The following is a 15,416-nucleotide window of genomic DNA, read 5'->3' as shown; positions in this document are numbered from 1 at the left end:
TTATAAAAAATTAACTGCTGAGTATATTTAGTTAATATCGAAAATATAACGCACTATTGCCTGAATAAATAGTTCCAAATTGATTAATCTCTCTGTAAGAGACTAAAATTATTCTTTATAAATAACGTTGCTTGAGCTATTTGTTTTTATAGCATCCAACACCCTATTTCATTTACTCTATTCGAAACTAAATAAATTCGTTTACTTTCTTTTATACTTTAAAAAAATTCTTTTTGCGTAATAATTGTATATAACTACTTACAAATGAGAAAGATTGAATAAAACGAAAATAATAATAAAAATAAATTACAAAAAGAAAGGTTTTGAAATAAAAAATACTTATTTATTTTGCGATAATGAAAGTATTTTATACTTTTATCAAATAACAACAAAGATTTTTATACAAATCTAACTAAAATCATCAAAACTAATTTGTAATTATGAAGAACATTCTAATTGTATTAGTTACTTTTTTTACTTGGTTTTCTTATGGTCAGGAAAAGCAACTAAATGGAACAGTAACTGATTTTGAAACCGGAGTACCGATCCCCGGAGCAAATGTATCGGTGCATGGAACAACTAAAGGAGTTGTAACAGATTTTGACGGAAAATTTAACAGGTACGGAAGCCTACTTATCAAGCTTAAAGTTTTATTACATAGTAGCTTAAGATTTTTTCAGACATTAAACCTCATTTAATATGGGTTAAATAAAGTTTTTAAACAGTATAAGAATCAAATACAAATAATGGAATTACGATATTACTTTCTAATATTGGTTTTTACAGGATTATTATTTTCTGCTTCATGTAAAGGAAAAGACAATAAGAAAAATGAAACAGTAACAATATCTAATCATTCTCAAAAACCAAATATTGTTTTTATTATTGCTGATGATATGGGAATTGGAGATTTAGGATGTTATGGACAACAGTATATTCAAACTCCAAACATAGATAAATTAGCTTCTACAGGAATGAAGTTTACCAATTTCTATGCTGGAAGCACTGTTTGTGCTCCTTCTAGGGCTAGTTTAATGACAGGGCAACATACTGGAATAAGCTACATACGCGGAAATGGAGAGTTCCCACTAAGAACTAAAGACACTATAATTTCTCAAATACTCAAAAAAAGAGGCTATACTACAGCTATGTTTGGGAAATGGGGATTAGGTACAGAAACAACAGAGGGGTCTCCGGAGAAAAAAGGCTGGGATTATTTCACAGGACATTTACATCATGTAGATGCTCATTTTCAACAACCTGATTCATTATGGACTATTAAAAAAGGAGAGATGGCACAGATTGCTACCCCACCAAATAGTTACGCAAATGAAATTTTTACTGATAAAGCTGTAGGTTTCATTGAAAATCAAACAAAAGAAAATCCCTTTTTCCTATACCTCTCTTTTACGGTTCCTCATGCAGAATTGGTTGTACCCAATAAGTATTTAAAATTATACAAAAACGATCAAGGGCAAAGTATATTTATGCCAGAGAAGGCATGGCCATCTGGAAGACATTACGGAAAGCAAAAATACCCTAAAGCTGCCTATGCTGCTTTAGTAACCAGTATGGACGCATATATAGGTCGTGTAATGGAAGTAATAAAAAGCAAAGGTTTTGATGAGAATACTTTAGTGGTTTTCACCAGTGATAACGGCACTCATATAGAAGGGGGCAGAACTATAGAAGATGTGGAATTTTTTAAAAGCAGTAGTATATATAAAGGTGTAAAGAGAGACCTCTATGAAGGCGGTATCCGCGAACCTTTTATAGCTAGTTGGCCAGAAAAAATTAAAGCAGGACAGACCAGTAACCATATAGCAGCTTTTTGGGATATTACGCCAACACTTACAGAGTTATCTGGAGTGAAAGCTCCATCTGCAAAAAGTAATGGAATTTCATTTGTGAATGAGTTATTTGGTAAAGGAACACAAAAAACCCATAAATATCTCTATTGGGAGTTTTTTGAAGGCGGAGGAAAGCAAGCAGTGCGTAAAAATCAATGGAAAGCTATACGTTTGGAAGTAAATAAAAACAGAGAGGAGCCTATTGAATTATATAATTTAGCTAAAGATCCTTCGGAGTCTAAAAATATTGCCGATCAACATCCAGAGATTGTAAAACAAATGGACTCCATCATGAAAATAGCACATACCCCAAATCCTATTTTTTCTTTTGAATGATTTTTTTTCAGGAAAAGATATAATACTAAAACAAATTATAAATGAAGCAATTAAAATTCATAGGAATTATATTCCTGCTAAACTATACTTTTTCTTTTTCTCAGGAAATTCCTAACAGTCTGGAATATTATATAGAGAACCCTAAGGTTATTTCAGAAAATAAAGAAGATGCGCATGCAACTTTTTATTCTTTTTCTTCAGAAGAAAATGCAAAGAATAACAACTGGAAAACTTCTAAAAATTATCTTTCTTTAGATGGTACATGGAAATTTAAATGGGTAAAAAAACCTACAGACAGACCACAAAATTTTATAGATCCAACAACTAGTGTAGATAACTGGGCTAACATAAAAGTGCCCGCTAATTGGGAAATCGAAGGATTTGGAACACCTATCTATGTAAATCACCAATACGAATTTGCAGACTATAAAGCTCCAATTTCTAAAGAAATAACATTTATAGACGGGGTCTACCCTGCTAACCCAGGGAAAGTTCCTCATGATTACAATCCCGTAGGATCCTATAGAAGAGAATTTGTAATCGACCAAAATTGGAGCAATAAAGAAGTATTCCTTCATATTGGAGCCATGAAATCTGGTGGTTTTGTTTGGATAAACGGCAAATACGTAGGTTATTCTCAAGGAAGTAAATTACCAGCCGAATTTAATATTTCTAAATACCTACATTCTGGCAAAAACACTATTGCTCTGCAAATATTTAGATGGACGGACGGTTCTTATCTAGAATGTCAGGATTTTTGGAGAATAAGCGGAATTGAAAGAAGTGTATATCTCTATGCACAGCCTAAAACTCGTATTAAAGATGTTGAAATAACGGCTACTACAGATCAAAGTTACAGCGATGGTGTTCTTGATTTAACTGTAGCAATAGAAAATAAAGCGACCAAGAGAAAAAAACTAGAAATAGCCTATAAAATATTTGACCAAAATGATGTTTTGGTAGCTAATGATATACAAGAGTTCACTCTTGAACCTCAAAAAGATGTCGCAGTAGATTTTTCGGCTTATGTAATAGGAGCAATGCTTTGGACTGCAGAGACTCCAAATCTATACAAAGTGATTGTTTCTACTAAAGAAAAAAGAGGCGATCTTCTTGAAGTAATTTCTAATGATGTTGGCTTCAGAACTGTTGAAATATCTGGTGGATTATTAAAACTGAATGGACAAACAATTACCTTAAAAGGAGTAAACACACAAGAACATAACCCAGAAACTGGACATGTAGTGAGTGAAGAACAAATTCTAAAAGATATTAAACTTTGGAAAGAAAATAATATTAATGCAGTGCGTCTAAGCCATTATCCACAATCAGAAAAGTTTTATGAGCTGTGCGATCGCTATGGAATTTATGTGGTTGATGAGGCTAATATAGAATCTCATGGAATGTATTACGGAGAGCATTCGCTTGCAAAAAAACCTGAATGGGAAAAAGCACATATAGACAGAATGTTAAGAATGGTTGCTCGTGATAAAAACCATCCTTCGGTTATCATTTGGTCAATGGGAAATGAAGCTGGGAATGGAGTTAATTTTTTCAAAGCTTATGAGGAGATTAAAAATCTCGATCCGCAGAAGCGTCCCGTGCAATACGAAAGAGCTTATAAACCTGAAGACGGTAATTTATTTGATATGGATACCAATACAGATATTATTGTTCCTCAATACCCCTCTCCTGCAACTTTTGAAGCAGTTGGAACTTCATTAACCGATAGGCCTTTTATACCTAGCGAATACGCACATTCCATGGGCAATAGTACCGGAAATTTTCAAGATTATTGGGACGTTATTGAACAACACGATAATCTCCAAGGAGGTTTTATATGGGATTGGGTAGATCAGTCTATTTGGAAAGTTAATGAAGGAGGACAGAAATTTTATGCATATGGAGGAGACTTTGGTGAAAATATGCCTACAGATAACAGCTTTTTAAATAACGGAATTATTTTTCCTGATAGAACTCCGCAACCTGCCCTACATGAAGTTAAAAAAGCACACGAATTTATCAATTTTAAATACAAGGGGATTAATAGAGATAATGCTGTTAGAATTTTGGTGGAGAACTTGTATGATTTTATAGGCCTCGATTGGTTTGCTATTACAGCAAATGTCAAAGCTGATGGGGAAATTCTGAAAACAATTTCTATGGATCAGTTAAACATAGCTCCACATACTGGAAAATTAATACGTATTCCTTTAGACGGAATTCAATTCCAACCAAATACTGAATATTTTGTTGAAGTTTCAGCAAAACTGAATTGGGACAACGGCATACTAAAAAAAGGGCATGAAGTTGCACATGAACAGATAAGATTAGACAATAAAATTAAATGGAATTCTACCGCTTTTAAAAATAATAAAGCAATAAATAAAAATGACACCAAAGAGATACTCTCCCTTTATAATGATGATTTTGAATTAAAATTCAACAAAAAAGATGGAATTATTTCTTCGTATATATACAAAGGCAATGAACTGATAAAAGATGGAAATGGACCAAAACCAAACTTTTGGAGAGCTCCTACCGATAATGACTTTGGAAATAGGATGCACGAAAAAAATATAGAGTGGAAACGCGCTTCACTTCATGCAAATGTGAGTTCTTTTAAAGAAAAAAAGATTGAAGATAACTCTTATAAAGTAATGGTTGTATACGCATTACCTGGCGTAAATACTACACTTGAAACTACCTATACAATATATGGAAACGGTGTAGTAAAGATAGATAACAAGTTAAATAAAACGACTTATAGTGCAGATATTCCAAGAGTTGGAATGCAGATGCAGCTCCCAAAAAAGTATGAACAATTGACTTATTTTGGACGTGGTCCGTGGGAAAATTATCAAGATAGAAATGCCTCAGCTTTTGTAGATCTGTACAAATCAACTGTAAAAGCTCAATATGTACCTTATATCCGTCCGCAAGAAAACGGTTATAAAACAGAGATTCGTTGGGTAGCTCTGACTGCTGAAAGTCAGGAAGGATTACTAATTGTTTCTTCTGAAGAAAATGAAAAAAATATTGGGATAAGCGCTTTACATATGCTAAATAAAGATTTTGATGCTACTTCAGGAATCTCATACAATCAAGAAAAAAAGAACTCTGAAGAACACTTTGTAAATGATGACACTTATAGTGATGGAATGCCACAAGTAAATATCAGTAAACACACCACTGACATTGTAGAAAAAGACCTTGTTCAATTAAATATAGATATGGCACAACGTGGGGTGGCAGGAGATGATTCTTGGGGCGCTAAACCACAAGATGAATATTTAATAAAAGGTGATAAAACACACACCTACAGTTTTTACATGATTCCATTTACAAAGGGATCTGAAAAACAATACATCAGTCAATTTAAAACTTTCTATCCTGTAAAACAGGACGAGCCACTAGAAAAAACTAAATGAATGAGAAACCGCATGTAATAAAATAATCCATCATATTTTTGCCGTTGCTAAAAGCCGAGGACTTTATATAGAATCCTTGGCTTTTTATTTAAATCAGATGGAGAGAATAAACTCTGAATAAAACCTTAATTTCAGGGTAAATTAAGCTAAAGTTTACATAGAAATTGACTTTTACTTCTTAATAATTTATAAAAGCAAACTCCCTCGGAGCATGCTTACGGGGTACTAGAAGGAAAAACTAAAAATATTTCAGTAAGGACCCTTCGCTTAACTCAGAGTTAGCTTTGGAGCCTTCAAATCTCGATTCTCGAGTAACCTACTTTTTCCTTCCATTCATATACAAATACATTTGTTCTACTTTTTCTCTGGCCCATGGCGTTCTTCGTAAAAATTTAAGACTTGATTTTATGGAAGGATCACTTTTAAAGCAATTAATATTTACGCGCTCAGACATTTCCTTCCAGCCATAGGTAGCTACTAATTCTTCCAGAATATCTACCAACTTAACTCCATGTAATGGATTGTTCGGTTGCTCTTGTTTTGAAGGAGCTTTATCACTCATTATAGCTAAATTTTAATGTATACTATATAAAGACAACAAAGATAGTGATAAGAAAAAGGTTGCGCTCCTTACAAAGTATAAAACATAATAAAGAGGTCTAAAAAGTATCTAAACTCTAAATGTCAAACTGAGCTTGTCGAAGGATTTTACTGAGGGTTAGTTGTTTGAAACTTCGACAAGCTCAGTTTGACAACTATTCGACGAAATCAATTTGACTACTATGAATTACTTTTTAGACCTCTCCTTAATGTTAATACTATTTATCTGCGTAATAACAAGTAAGGATAGAATCTAACACAGCTTCTCCCTTATCTATTTTTTCTACTTTACGCTTCATTTTAGGATTTAAAAATGTTTTTAGCGGTTGATTTACCGAACTAATATCCTGAAAAGCTTCTTTTAAATGTTTATCCCAAACCGAATGATATTTAAGTAAATCGTCGGGATATACAGTTTTACGGCGGGTTCCCTCGTCTTTAGCCTTAAAAGGTTTTGCTATATTTAAATACCCATAATCGTCTGTTAGCTCTTCTCCAGGATAAATATCTCGGATTGCTATTTCAAAATCATAAGGGGTAGTTAAGCAATTACTTTTAAAACTGTGATTTACATATTTTGCCATATCCCAGCAAAGTACATACTCTCCTTTATTGTTTCTAAAGGTAAAATAATCAATAATTTGTTGATAATCGTTGCTCATGTTAGCAACTTGGTCTGGAGTAAGCACCAAATCTAATTGGTCTTGAACCCATGTAATTGTTCCTTTTGGAATCAATTTTGTAGCCACAACGCCATGACCTATTTCATCAGAAATAAATCGCAGCTCGGTATGCGGATGAATCATTGAATGATACGCTAATAAGTTTATGTTTCTAATGCTAATTTATAGTATTTTTTCAATCAAAAACTCAATCTTATCATAAATTTTCTGCAATTGTTTATCGGTAATTACATAAGCCGCAGAAATATAGAGCGTAGAACCCAAAGGCCTCATAAACAATTCGTTATCTAAAAAGAAATTTAACAATTTATCTCGCAGATTTCCATAACGCTCCATTTCTACATTCAAATCTATTGCATAAATAATCCCACACTGTCTAGTGCTCGCTATTTTAGGATGATTTTTAATGTGCTTATCAAAATTTTCGTGCAGTTTTATAACTCTTTGAATGTTAGCTTGCATCTCTTCGGTTTGGAGTAATTCTATTCCTGCAAGTGCTGCAGCACACGCAATTGGATTGGCACTATAGGTATGTCCGTGAAATAGGCCTTTCCCAATATCGTCACTATAAAATGCCTGATACACTTCTTCGGTACAACTTGTAATAGCCATTGGCACCATTCCAGCCGTAAGCGCTTTACTCATGCAAATAATATCTGGATATGTTTCTAAATGAAGTGAGGCAAAGTTTTTTCCAGTTTTCCCAAAACCAGTCATCACTTCGTCGGCAATAGTAATAACCTCACTATTTTTACATTCTTTTATTAGTAGTTCTAACCCTTCTGCATCGTGCATTTTCATAGCTGCAGCTCCTTGTACTAAAGGTTCGTATATAAAACTAGCCACCTTATTTTCAGCAATAATAGTTTGTAATTGCTTTAATACCTCTTGATTATTCTGTCCATTTGGTACTGGAATCCTCTCTACGGAAAGAAAAAATTCTTCAAACGGACCATTATAAACCGATAAACCAGAAACCGACATAGCGCCGAAAGTATCTCCATGAAAACCTTCTTCAAAGGCTATTAATACATTGCGTTTCTCCCCTCTATTAAAATGATATTGCAATGACATTTTTATAGCTACTTCTACAGAGGTAGAACCACTATCAGAAAAAAATAATTTATTTTGGTTACCTGGAAGTATCTTTATTAATTCCTCAGAAAGCTTAACTGCAGGCTCATGTGTAAGTCCTGCAAAAACAACTTGATCTAGTGTTTCCACTTGCTTTTTTACTCGCTCAACAATATATGGATGGCAATGTCCATATGCAGAGGTGTACCAAGAAGCTATTCCGTCTATATATTCTTTTCCCTCTTCACTATACAAAACAGCTCCTTTTGCATGCGTAATCGCAATAGATTCTGGGTGTAATTTATGTTGGGTTAAAGGATGCCAAAGATGCTTTTTATCTCTTTCTGAAAGTGTCATAAATAGTGTTTTTGTATATCAACAATTACACTACAAAGATGCGGATTCTTTTATATTTTAAAATATTGTTGTCCGAGAAAAAATATAAGACCGCTTCGCTATAAGAAAAAAGAGCAAAGACTAAATATTAACTATCATAAAATAAGTAGTTTAAAGAAATAACATTACTAAAATATTCTTTTCATTCATTTTATTAATAGCAAGGGATCTTATTTTGAATACCTCATTTAAACCTTGATATAAGTGGAGTCCAATAAATTCCGTTAACTTTTATCGGACAACAATATTTTAAAATGAAAAGAATACACTTTTTAGACACTCGGAATATTTTCAACAAGAATTTCATTTCCTTTTTTATCGTAGTAAATACAAGTCATTTTCCCGAGGTCCACAATCCATTTTTCAATACCATTTTCAGCACAATCTTTACAAAAAGTAACATAATCTGTTGCTCCTTTTTGATGCGCTTTTATACATGCAATAAAGCGTTCTTTATTACTTTCTTCTGAAATATTTAGAGTATCATAAACAGCTAAAGAACTAGTTTTATAATTGTTTTTACCAAAATAATCGGTATGACTATCTGCTACAAAGGTTTCAAACGCCTCTACTCCAAGCGCTTTAATATCCTGAATATACTTTGGAAAATCTGCTCCACTCTCTACCTTTGAGTGTGCGTCTTGAATTTGTAGAACTGTAAACATCCTTTTCGCTTTATAATTTGTTTATTGCTTGAAATAATACTAGTTCAGGGCAAAACCGCAAGACATAAGAAGGTTGCTCTAAAAAGCAATCAACACCAAGACCTCAGTATTTAAATTTCATTTAGCGAGTAAATGTACAGCATAAATACTATAGTTTTTCTAATACAGGTTTAAATTTTTTGGCATACTTTAGAATCACCTCTTTGGTAAATTCTTTTTCCTCATCAATTCGTCCAATTACAGGCACATTAGTCATTTTATGAATAATTTCTTCTGTAGTAGGATGTTCCTTCCCACTAAACAAAATAGACACGTCAAAACCATGCTCTTTAAGAAGATTTACGGTAAGTAATGTATGATTTATACTTCCTAAATAATGCCGAGAAACTACAATAATTTTATATTTAGGACTGATAATATCCATAATAGTATGCTTATTATTTAAAGGCACCAAGATTCCTCCTGCTCCTTCAATAACAAGCTTGTTATTGGTTTCTGGCACTTTAATTTTAGTAATATCTATTTCTACGTTATCAATAGCTGCAGCAGCATGCGGACTAATAGGCACTTTTAAGGAATAGCTATTAGGATGAAATTTAGTTTCTGTATTAGAGATTAAAGTATGAACTTTTCTAGTGTCCGAATTGTCTAAATCTCCAGATTGAATAGGTTTCCAATAATCTGCTTGCAAGGCCTCTACAATAATTGCCGAAGCAATAGTCTTTCCAACTTCTGTGGAAATACCTGTTACAAAATAACAAGACTTCATAGGGTAGTATTTATTATTAGTATAATAGCTAAAATTACAAAATCAGTTTTTATATTGAGCGAAAAATAAGCTTAAAACTTCAGAAATTTCGTTAAAAGAATTAAAGCTATGAATACAAAACCGTAATCGCTCTTCCCCTTTTGGAACTGTAGGAGACAGTATAGGTTTTACATTATAACCTTTTCCCTTTATTTTTTCTGCAATTAATTTTACAGTTTCATTTCCCTGAATTATAAAACATTGAATTGGAGAATCACTTTCAATATATTTTAAAGACAAATTACACGCACTCTTATTCGCTTTAAAAGTAGTTTTAAAATAATCAATATTATTTTTAAGCTTTTCTGAATTACTTCTGAAAAGAGATTGCTTATTATTTTCCTTTAATTGCTTGTAAACGCTCATTATAGTCGCTAAAGAATGCGGAGGTAAACCTGTAGTATAAATAAAACTTCTTGCAAAATTGACTAAATAACTAACTAATTCTGAAGCTCCTATTATAGCTGCTCCATGGCATCCAAAAGCCTTCCCAAAAGTAATTATCCGAGCAAAAACTTTATTTTCTAACCCTAAACTTTGTACCAATCCTTCTCCATTTGTTCCAAAAACTCCAACGGCATGCGCTTCATCTACAATTAAATGAGCTTGATAGGCTTCACATATATCGGATAGCAATACTAAATTAGGACTATCGCCATCCATAGAAAACACAGCTTCAGTAACCACAAAAACTTCATTATCTTCCGAAGAAAACTTCAAAAGCTGCTCTTTTAAATTTTTTAAATCGTTATGCTTAAACTTAAAAGCCTTAGCAGTACTCAACCTAATTCCATCTCGAATACTGGCATGAATGTACTCATCAAACAAAACAATATCCCCTCGCTGTGGCACAGAAGAAAAGAACCCTAGATTGGCATCATAACCCGAGTTAAAAACAAGCGCTTCTTCACTATTATGAAAAGTGCTAATTTCTTTTTCAACTTCAGTATAAAACAAAGAATTTCCACTTATTAACCTAGATCCAGTAGCTCCATTTGAATAAATGCTACGTTCTTTCAGAATGTTTTGTGTCTCAGAAAAAATTAGCTCAGCATTAGAAAACCCTAAATAATCATTAGATGAAAAATCTATTAAATTAGATGCTTCAGGTAAAACTCTAAATGCATTTTCAAGCTTTCTTGTCGCTAGCTTTTTAGATAATTTCTTAGGAAAATTGGTCATTCCAATGCTACTTTAAGTTATATTTAGGAACAAGTAAAATTAACATCTAAATGTCTACATCTTACAAGTTGGTTAAGTCCGTAAGGCGTTAGGGAAAACTCTATAAAAACAATTCAACATAAGCCCTGTGGCAACTCAGAACAGACTTTAAAGCTATAAAAACTCATTTAGTGAGTAAAAGTACATAAACGTTCAAGTTACCGCAAACCCTACAAAAGAAAATGCGATTACTTTTTTAGCTCAAAAATTAAAAATTGGTATCTTGTCCTTTCAATAAAACTAACATTAAACCTAAATACTTTGAAAAGAGCATTTTGTTTCACAAGTTTTTTGATGCTTTCCTTATTAATGAAAGCTCAAACTCCCGTAAATTATACAATTTCATTTGAGAATGCCGTACACCATGAGGCTCAAATTACAGCTGTATTTCCAAATACAACTAACGATTCTCTACATATTAGGATGAGCAGGAGCTCTCCTGGCAGGTATGCACTGCATGAATTTGCAAAAAATGTTTATGGTGTAAGCGCTGTAAATGATGAGGGGGATACCTTAAAGATTATTCGCAATAACCCATATGAATGGATTATTGCAAATCCAAAAGGAGCAACTACTGTATATTACACCTTGTTTGGAAATCGTGGAGATGGAACTTATAGTCAGATTGACGAGTCTCATGCGCATTTAAATATGCCAGCTACTTTTATGTATGCCACTCAAATGCTGGAATCTCCTGTAAAAATTACTTTTGACGTAAGAAAAGACCTCAACTGGAAAGTAGCTACACAGCTCAAAAAAGAAAATGACAATACGTATTCTGCTCCTAATTTTCAATATTTTTTTGATAGTCCTACAGAAATTAGCGATTATAAAATCCGCTCTTTTACAGTAAATTCTAACGGAAAAGATTATACCATAGAATTTGTATTGCACGACACGGCTTCGGATGAATTATTAGATCAGTATTTTGAAAAAGTTAAGCGTATTGTTTTGGCTGAAAAAGATGTTTTTGGTGAACTTCCAGACTATGATTATGGTAAATATACCTTCTTGGCATGCTATGTTGAAAATGCTAGCGGTGATGGAATGGAACACCGAAACTCCACAATTCTAACCGACTCTGAAGGCTTGGAAAATGGAGGTATGAAAAATAATATCGGAACTGTTTCTCATGAATATTTTCACTCTTGGAATGTAGAGCGCTTGCGACCAAAATCTTTAGAGCCTTTTGATTTTTCTAGAGCTAACATGAGTGGTTGCTTATGGTTTGCAGAAGGTTTTACAAGCTATTATACCAACCTTATTTTATGCAGAGCAGGTGTTATTACTCCAGAAGAATATGCTAAAAGTATAAATGGCACTTTTAATTATGTTTGGAACTCTCCAGCACGCAACTATTTTAACCCGATTGAAATGAGCTATCAAGCGCCTTTTGTAGATGCTGCAACCTCTGTAGACCCTGTAAATAGAGAAAATACTTTTATTTCTTATTATTCCTACGGAAGTGTACTCGGATTAGCATTAGACTTATCGCTGCGTCAAAACGGACTCAATCTAGACGATTATATGAAGAAACTTTGGCAGGAACAAGGCAAAAAAGAAAATCCATATACAATAGACGATTTACATTTTACTTTAAGTTTATATGCTGGAAAGCCATTTGCCGATAATTTCTTTAATAAATATATCTATAAAAGCGAAATGCCAGATTACGCAACCCTTTTTGAAAGTGTAGGTTTTGATTATTCTCAAGATGAAGAAAAAATTTATACTGGTTTTAATACCAACTCTAATAATGAAATTACCCGAAATGTAAAAAAAGGAAGTCCAGCGTATAAAGCAGGATTGGATGCTGGAGATATTATTTTAGCAATCGACGCTAAAAAATTAAACAATGATAATACAGTTGAAAAAGTTCTTGCTGATAAAAAAGTAGGCGATGTTATTACTGTTACCTACAGCAGATTTGGTGTAGAAAAAGAAACGAAGCTAACATTAACTAGCGACCCAACTTACACCATTTCTTTAAATGAAAAAGCAAAAAGAAGAGTAGAAAAACACCGCGAAGCTTGGCTGAAGCAGTAAATTAGTTGCATTTAAATTATTATAATAAAAGAAGGCTGTCTAAAAAGATATGTAGTTGTCAAACTGATTTCGTCGAATAGTTGTCAAACTGAGCTTGTCGAAGTTTCAAACAACTAACCCTCAATAAAATCCTTCGACAAGCTCTGGATGACATTTAGAGTTTAGATACTTTTTAGACAGCCTCTTCTTTATTGTATTATCATTATAAAATTACCAAATTTTGATTCGCTCTTCTGGTGCAAGATACATTCCATCTCCTTCTTTAATATCAAACGCTTTGTAAAAAGCATCAATATTTAAAAGTGGCTGTGTAGCTCTATACATTCCCGGCGAATGTGGATCGGTTTTAATTCTGTTTTTAAGTGCTTCATCACGCATTTTAGTTCTCCAAACAGTTGCCCACGACATAAAGAAGCGTTGTTCTGGAGTAAATCCATCTATTTCTCCTGGGTTACCATGCTCTTTTAAATGCATTTGTAAACCATCATAAGCAGCATTTACACCCCCTAAGTCACCAATATTCTCACCTAAAGTAAACTTCCCGTTTATAAACACTTCTGGTAAAACTTCAATTCTGCTATATTGAGCAGCCAAAGAATCTCCAAGTGCATTAAACTGTGTTAAATCTTTTTCTGTCCACCAGTTTACTAAATTCCCGTCGGCATCAAAATCTGCACCGCTATCATCAAAACCATGAGAAATTTCATGTCCAATTACTGCTCCAATCCCACCGTAATTTACTGCAGCATCTGCTGTGAAATTAAAGAAAGGTGGCTGTAAAATTGCTGCTGGAAATACAATCTCATTATAAGAAGGGTTGTAATAAGCATTTACAGTTTGAGGCGACATATACCATTCTGATTTATCTACTGGCTTTCCTAATTTATCAATAGTTTCAGCAAAATCCCATTGAGAAACATTTAAAGAGTTTTGAAAATAAGACCCTCCATCTGCAGCTGTTTTAATAGCTAATGAACTGTAATCTTTCCATTCGTCTGGATATCCAACTTTAATAGTTGTTTTCTCCAATTTCTCAACAGCTTTTTTCTTTGTTTCAGCATCCATCCATGGCAAAGCATTTATACGTACTTCGTATGCTTTAATTACATTAGCTATCATTTCTTTAGCTTGTGCTTTTGCTTCTGGTGGGAACTTTTCATCAACATATAGTTTTCCTAATGCTTCTCCAACAGACCAATTTACAGTTTGTAAAGCTCTTTTTTCTAAAGGCTCTTGCTCTTTTGCTCCTCTAAGCTCTTTACTGTAAAACTCCCAATCTGCTTTATCCATTTCTTGTGTTAATCTATTGGCTGCACTATTAACCAAAGACCAACGCAAATATGATTTCCAAGCCTCTACATCTCCAGAACTAAAAACTGTTTCTAAAGATTTTGTGTATGCAACCTGACTAACATCTATAGTATCTACACTTGAAGCACCAATTGCATCTAAATAAGCTTTCCAATCAAAAGAAGGAACCATTTTCTGTAAATCGGCAACCGCAGTTGGATTGTATGTAGTTTTAGGGTCACGTCTTTCCACTTTGTCAAGCATTTTTTCAGCCAACTTAGTTTCAAGTGCTAAAATTTGATCTGCTTGTTTTGCGGCAGCAGCCTCATCATAACCTACAAACTGAAGCATCCGTGTAATATGAGCTATATATTTTTCTCGGATTTCTTTAGACTCATCGTCTTGATCCAAGTAATAATCTCTATCTGGCAATCCTAATCTTCCAGAACCTAAAGAAGCAACGTTTTTGTTACTATCTTTTGCATCTGCACCCACTCCAAATCTAAAAAATGTAGCTCCTGTAGATGGAGTCATTTCAGTAAGATATGTTTGAAGGTCTGTTTTATTAGAAATTGCATCAATTTTTTCTAAATAAGGCTTTAAAGGCGTTACCCCTTGCTCATCTCTAGAAGCAGTATCCATAATAGATTCAAACATACGAACAGCTTTTGCCTGATCTGAGTTTTTATCTAAGTTAGGGTTATCTTTTGCAGCATTTAATATCGAAAGCGCATCGTCGTCAGTGTTTTCTCTCAACTCATTGAAGCTCCCCCAGGTTGTTTTGTCCGCAGGAATCTCAGTTTCATCCAACCATTTACCGTTTACGAATCTAAAGAAATTGTTATTCGGACTCGCAGTAGTGTCCATATATTGAAGGTTAATTCCAGGTATTTTTTCTACCGTTGCAACCTCCTTTTTTTCTTCAGTTTTGCATGAAGCCAGCAATACAACTGAAGCAAGCCCGTAGATAACAGGCTGATTAAAAGTAAATTTCATATCTAATTAGTTTTGTTATG

At 33.5% G+C, this 15,416-nt stretch carries 11 protein-coding genes; 4 read left to right on the top strand and 7 right to left on the bottom strand.

Annotated features, from left to right (window positions below; genetic code table 11):
- Positions 1–440 precede the first annotated feature (440 nt).
- The 3 genes from JOOMADRAFT_RS05595 to JOOMADRAFT_RS05585 are packed head-to-tail and all read left to right on the top strand — an operon-like array spanning position 441 to position 5,617.
- Positions 441–698 carry a carboxypeptidase-like regulatory domain-containing protein gene (locus JOOMADRAFT_RS05595; protein WP_008611894.1) on the top strand — a complete coding sequence of 86 codons (258 nt, stop codon included), beginning with the start codon at positions 441–443 and terminating at the stop codon, positions 696–698.
- 48 nt (positions 699–746) lie between these two features.
- Positions 747–2,186, top strand: coding sequence for an arylsulfatase (locus JOOMADRAFT_RS05590; RefSeq protein WP_008611893.1), 1,440 nt, complete (start codon positions 747–749; stop codon positions 2,184–2,186).
- A gap of 41 nt (positions 2,187–2,227) precedes the next feature.
- Positions 2,228–5,617 (top strand): glycoside hydrolase family 2 TIM barrel-domain containing protein, encoded by a 3,390-nt coding sequence (locus JOOMADRAFT_RS05585; RefSeq protein ID WP_008611892.1) that lies wholly within the window; start codon positions 2,228–2,230, stop codon positions 5,615–5,617.
- Positions 5,618–5,933: 316 nt separating this feature from the next.
- Here the strand turns inward: JOOMADRAFT_RS05585 and JOOMADRAFT_RS05580 are convergent, their stop codons facing one another.
- From JOOMADRAFT_RS05580 to JOOMADRAFT_RS05555, 6 genes are all read right to left on the bottom strand, one after another.
- On the bottom strand, positions 5,934–6,179 hold the full coding sequence (locus JOOMADRAFT_RS05580) for a VF530 family protein (RefSeq protein WP_008611891.1): 246 nt from the start codon (positions 6,177–6,179) through the stop codon (positions 5,934–5,936).
- 256 nt (positions 6,180–6,435) lie between these two features.
- Complete coding sequence (locus tag JOOMADRAFT_RS05575; RefSeq protein WP_008611890.1) at positions 6,436–7,023, bottom strand: SET domain-containing protein; 588 nt, start codon at positions 7,021–7,023, stop codon at positions 6,436–6,438.
- 39 nt (positions 7,024–7,062) lie between these two features.
- Positions 7,063–8,331 (bottom strand): adenosylmethionine--8-amino-7-oxononanoate transaminase, encoded by a 1,269-nt coding sequence (gene bioA / locus JOOMADRAFT_RS05570; RefSeq protein ID WP_008611889.1) that lies wholly within the window; start codon positions 8,329–8,331, stop codon positions 7,063–7,065.
- Between the two features lie 311 nt (positions 8,332–8,642).
- Complete coding sequence (locus JOOMADRAFT_RS05565) at positions 8,643–9,035, bottom strand: DUF1398 domain-containing protein (RefSeq protein WP_008611887.1); 393 nt, start codon at positions 9,033–9,035, stop codon at positions 8,643–8,645.
- A gap of 148 nt (positions 9,036–9,183) precedes the next feature.
- Positions 9,184–9,804, bottom strand: coding sequence for a dethiobiotin synthase (bioD, locus tag JOOMADRAFT_RS05560; protein ID WP_008611886.1), 621 nt, complete (start codon positions 9,802–9,804; stop codon positions 9,184–9,186).
- A gap of 42 nt (positions 9,805–9,846) precedes the next feature.
- A complete protein-coding gene (locus tag JOOMADRAFT_RS05555; RefSeq protein WP_008611885.1) occupies positions 9,847–11,025 on the bottom strand; it encodes an aminotransferase class I/II-fold pyridoxal phosphate-dependent enzyme in 1,179 nt (392 codons plus the stop codon).
- A 333-nt stretch (positions 11,026–11,358) separates the two neighbouring features.
- Here JOOMADRAFT_RS05555 and JOOMADRAFT_RS05550 point away from each other — a divergent pair, with 333 nt between their 5' ends.
- Positions 11,359–13,110: a M61 family metallopeptidase gene (locus tag JOOMADRAFT_RS05550; RefSeq protein ID WP_008611884.1), complete on the top strand. Its 1,752-nt coding sequence runs from the start codon at positions 11,359–11,361 to the stop codon at positions 13,108–13,110.
- Between the two features lie 210 nt (positions 13,111–13,320).
- Here the strand turns inward: JOOMADRAFT_RS05550 and JOOMADRAFT_RS05545 are convergent, their stop codons facing one another.
- Positions 13,321–15,396, bottom strand: a complete 2,076-nt coding sequence (locus JOOMADRAFT_RS05545; RefSeq protein ID WP_008611883.1) for a M13 family metallopeptidase — start codon at positions 15,394–15,396, stop codon at positions 13,321–13,323.
- Between the last annotated feature and the right edge of the window lie 20 nt (positions 15,397–15,416).

Source organism: Galbibacter orientalis DSM 19592, assembly GCF_000260115.1.
Classification (GTDB): Bacteria; Bacteroidota; Bacteroidia; order Flavobacteriales; family Flavobacteriaceae; genus Galbibacter; species Galbibacter orientalis.
Note: the sequence above shows the minus strand (reverse complement) of the source record. Positions and strands in the feature narration are given on the sequence as shown.

Excerpts from the sequence above, each read along its gene's own strand:
- JOOMADRAFT_RS05595 (WP_008611894.1), top strand. The coding sequence starts at position 441 with ATGAAGAACATTCTAATTGTATTAGTTACTTTTTTTACTTGGTTTTCT.
- JOOMADRAFT_RS05590 (WP_008611893.1), top strand. The coding sequence starts at position 747 with ATGGAATTACGATATTACTTTCTAATATTGGTTTTTACAGGATTATTA.
- JOOMADRAFT_RS05585 (WP_008611892.1), top strand. The coding sequence starts at position 2,228 with ATGAAGCAATTAAAATTCATAGGAATTATATTCCTGCTAAACTATACT.
- JOOMADRAFT_RS05580 (WP_008611891.1), bottom strand. The coding sequence starts at position 6,179 with ATGAGTGATAAAGCTCCTTCAAAACAAGAGCAACCGAACAATCCATTA.
- JOOMADRAFT_RS05575 (WP_008611890.1), bottom strand. The coding sequence starts at position 7,023 with ATGATTCATCCGCATACCGAGCTGCGATTTATTTCTGATGAAATAGGT.
- bioA (WP_008611889.1), bottom strand. The coding sequence starts at position 8,331 with ATGACACTTTCAGAAAGAGATAAAAAGCATCTTTGGCATCCTTTAACC.
- JOOMADRAFT_RS05565 (WP_008611887.1), bottom strand. The coding sequence starts at position 9,035 with ATGTTTACAGTTCTACAAATTCAAGACGCACACTCAAAGGTAGAGAGT.
- bioD (WP_008611886.1), bottom strand. The coding sequence starts at position 9,804 with ATGAAGTCTTGTTATTTTGTAACAGGTATTTCCACAGAAGTTGGAAAG.
- JOOMADRAFT_RS05555 (WP_008611885.1), bottom strand. The coding sequence starts at position 11,025 with ATGACCAATTTTCCTAAGAAATTATCTAAAAAGCTAGCGACAAGAAAG.
- JOOMADRAFT_RS05550 (WP_008611884.1), top strand. The coding sequence starts at position 11,359 with ATGCTTTCCTTATTAATGAAAGCTCAAACTCCCGTAAATTATACAATT.
- JOOMADRAFT_RS05545 (WP_008611883.1), bottom strand. The coding sequence starts at position 15,396 with ATGAAATTTACTTTTAATCAGCCTGTTATCTACGGGCTTGCTTCAGTT.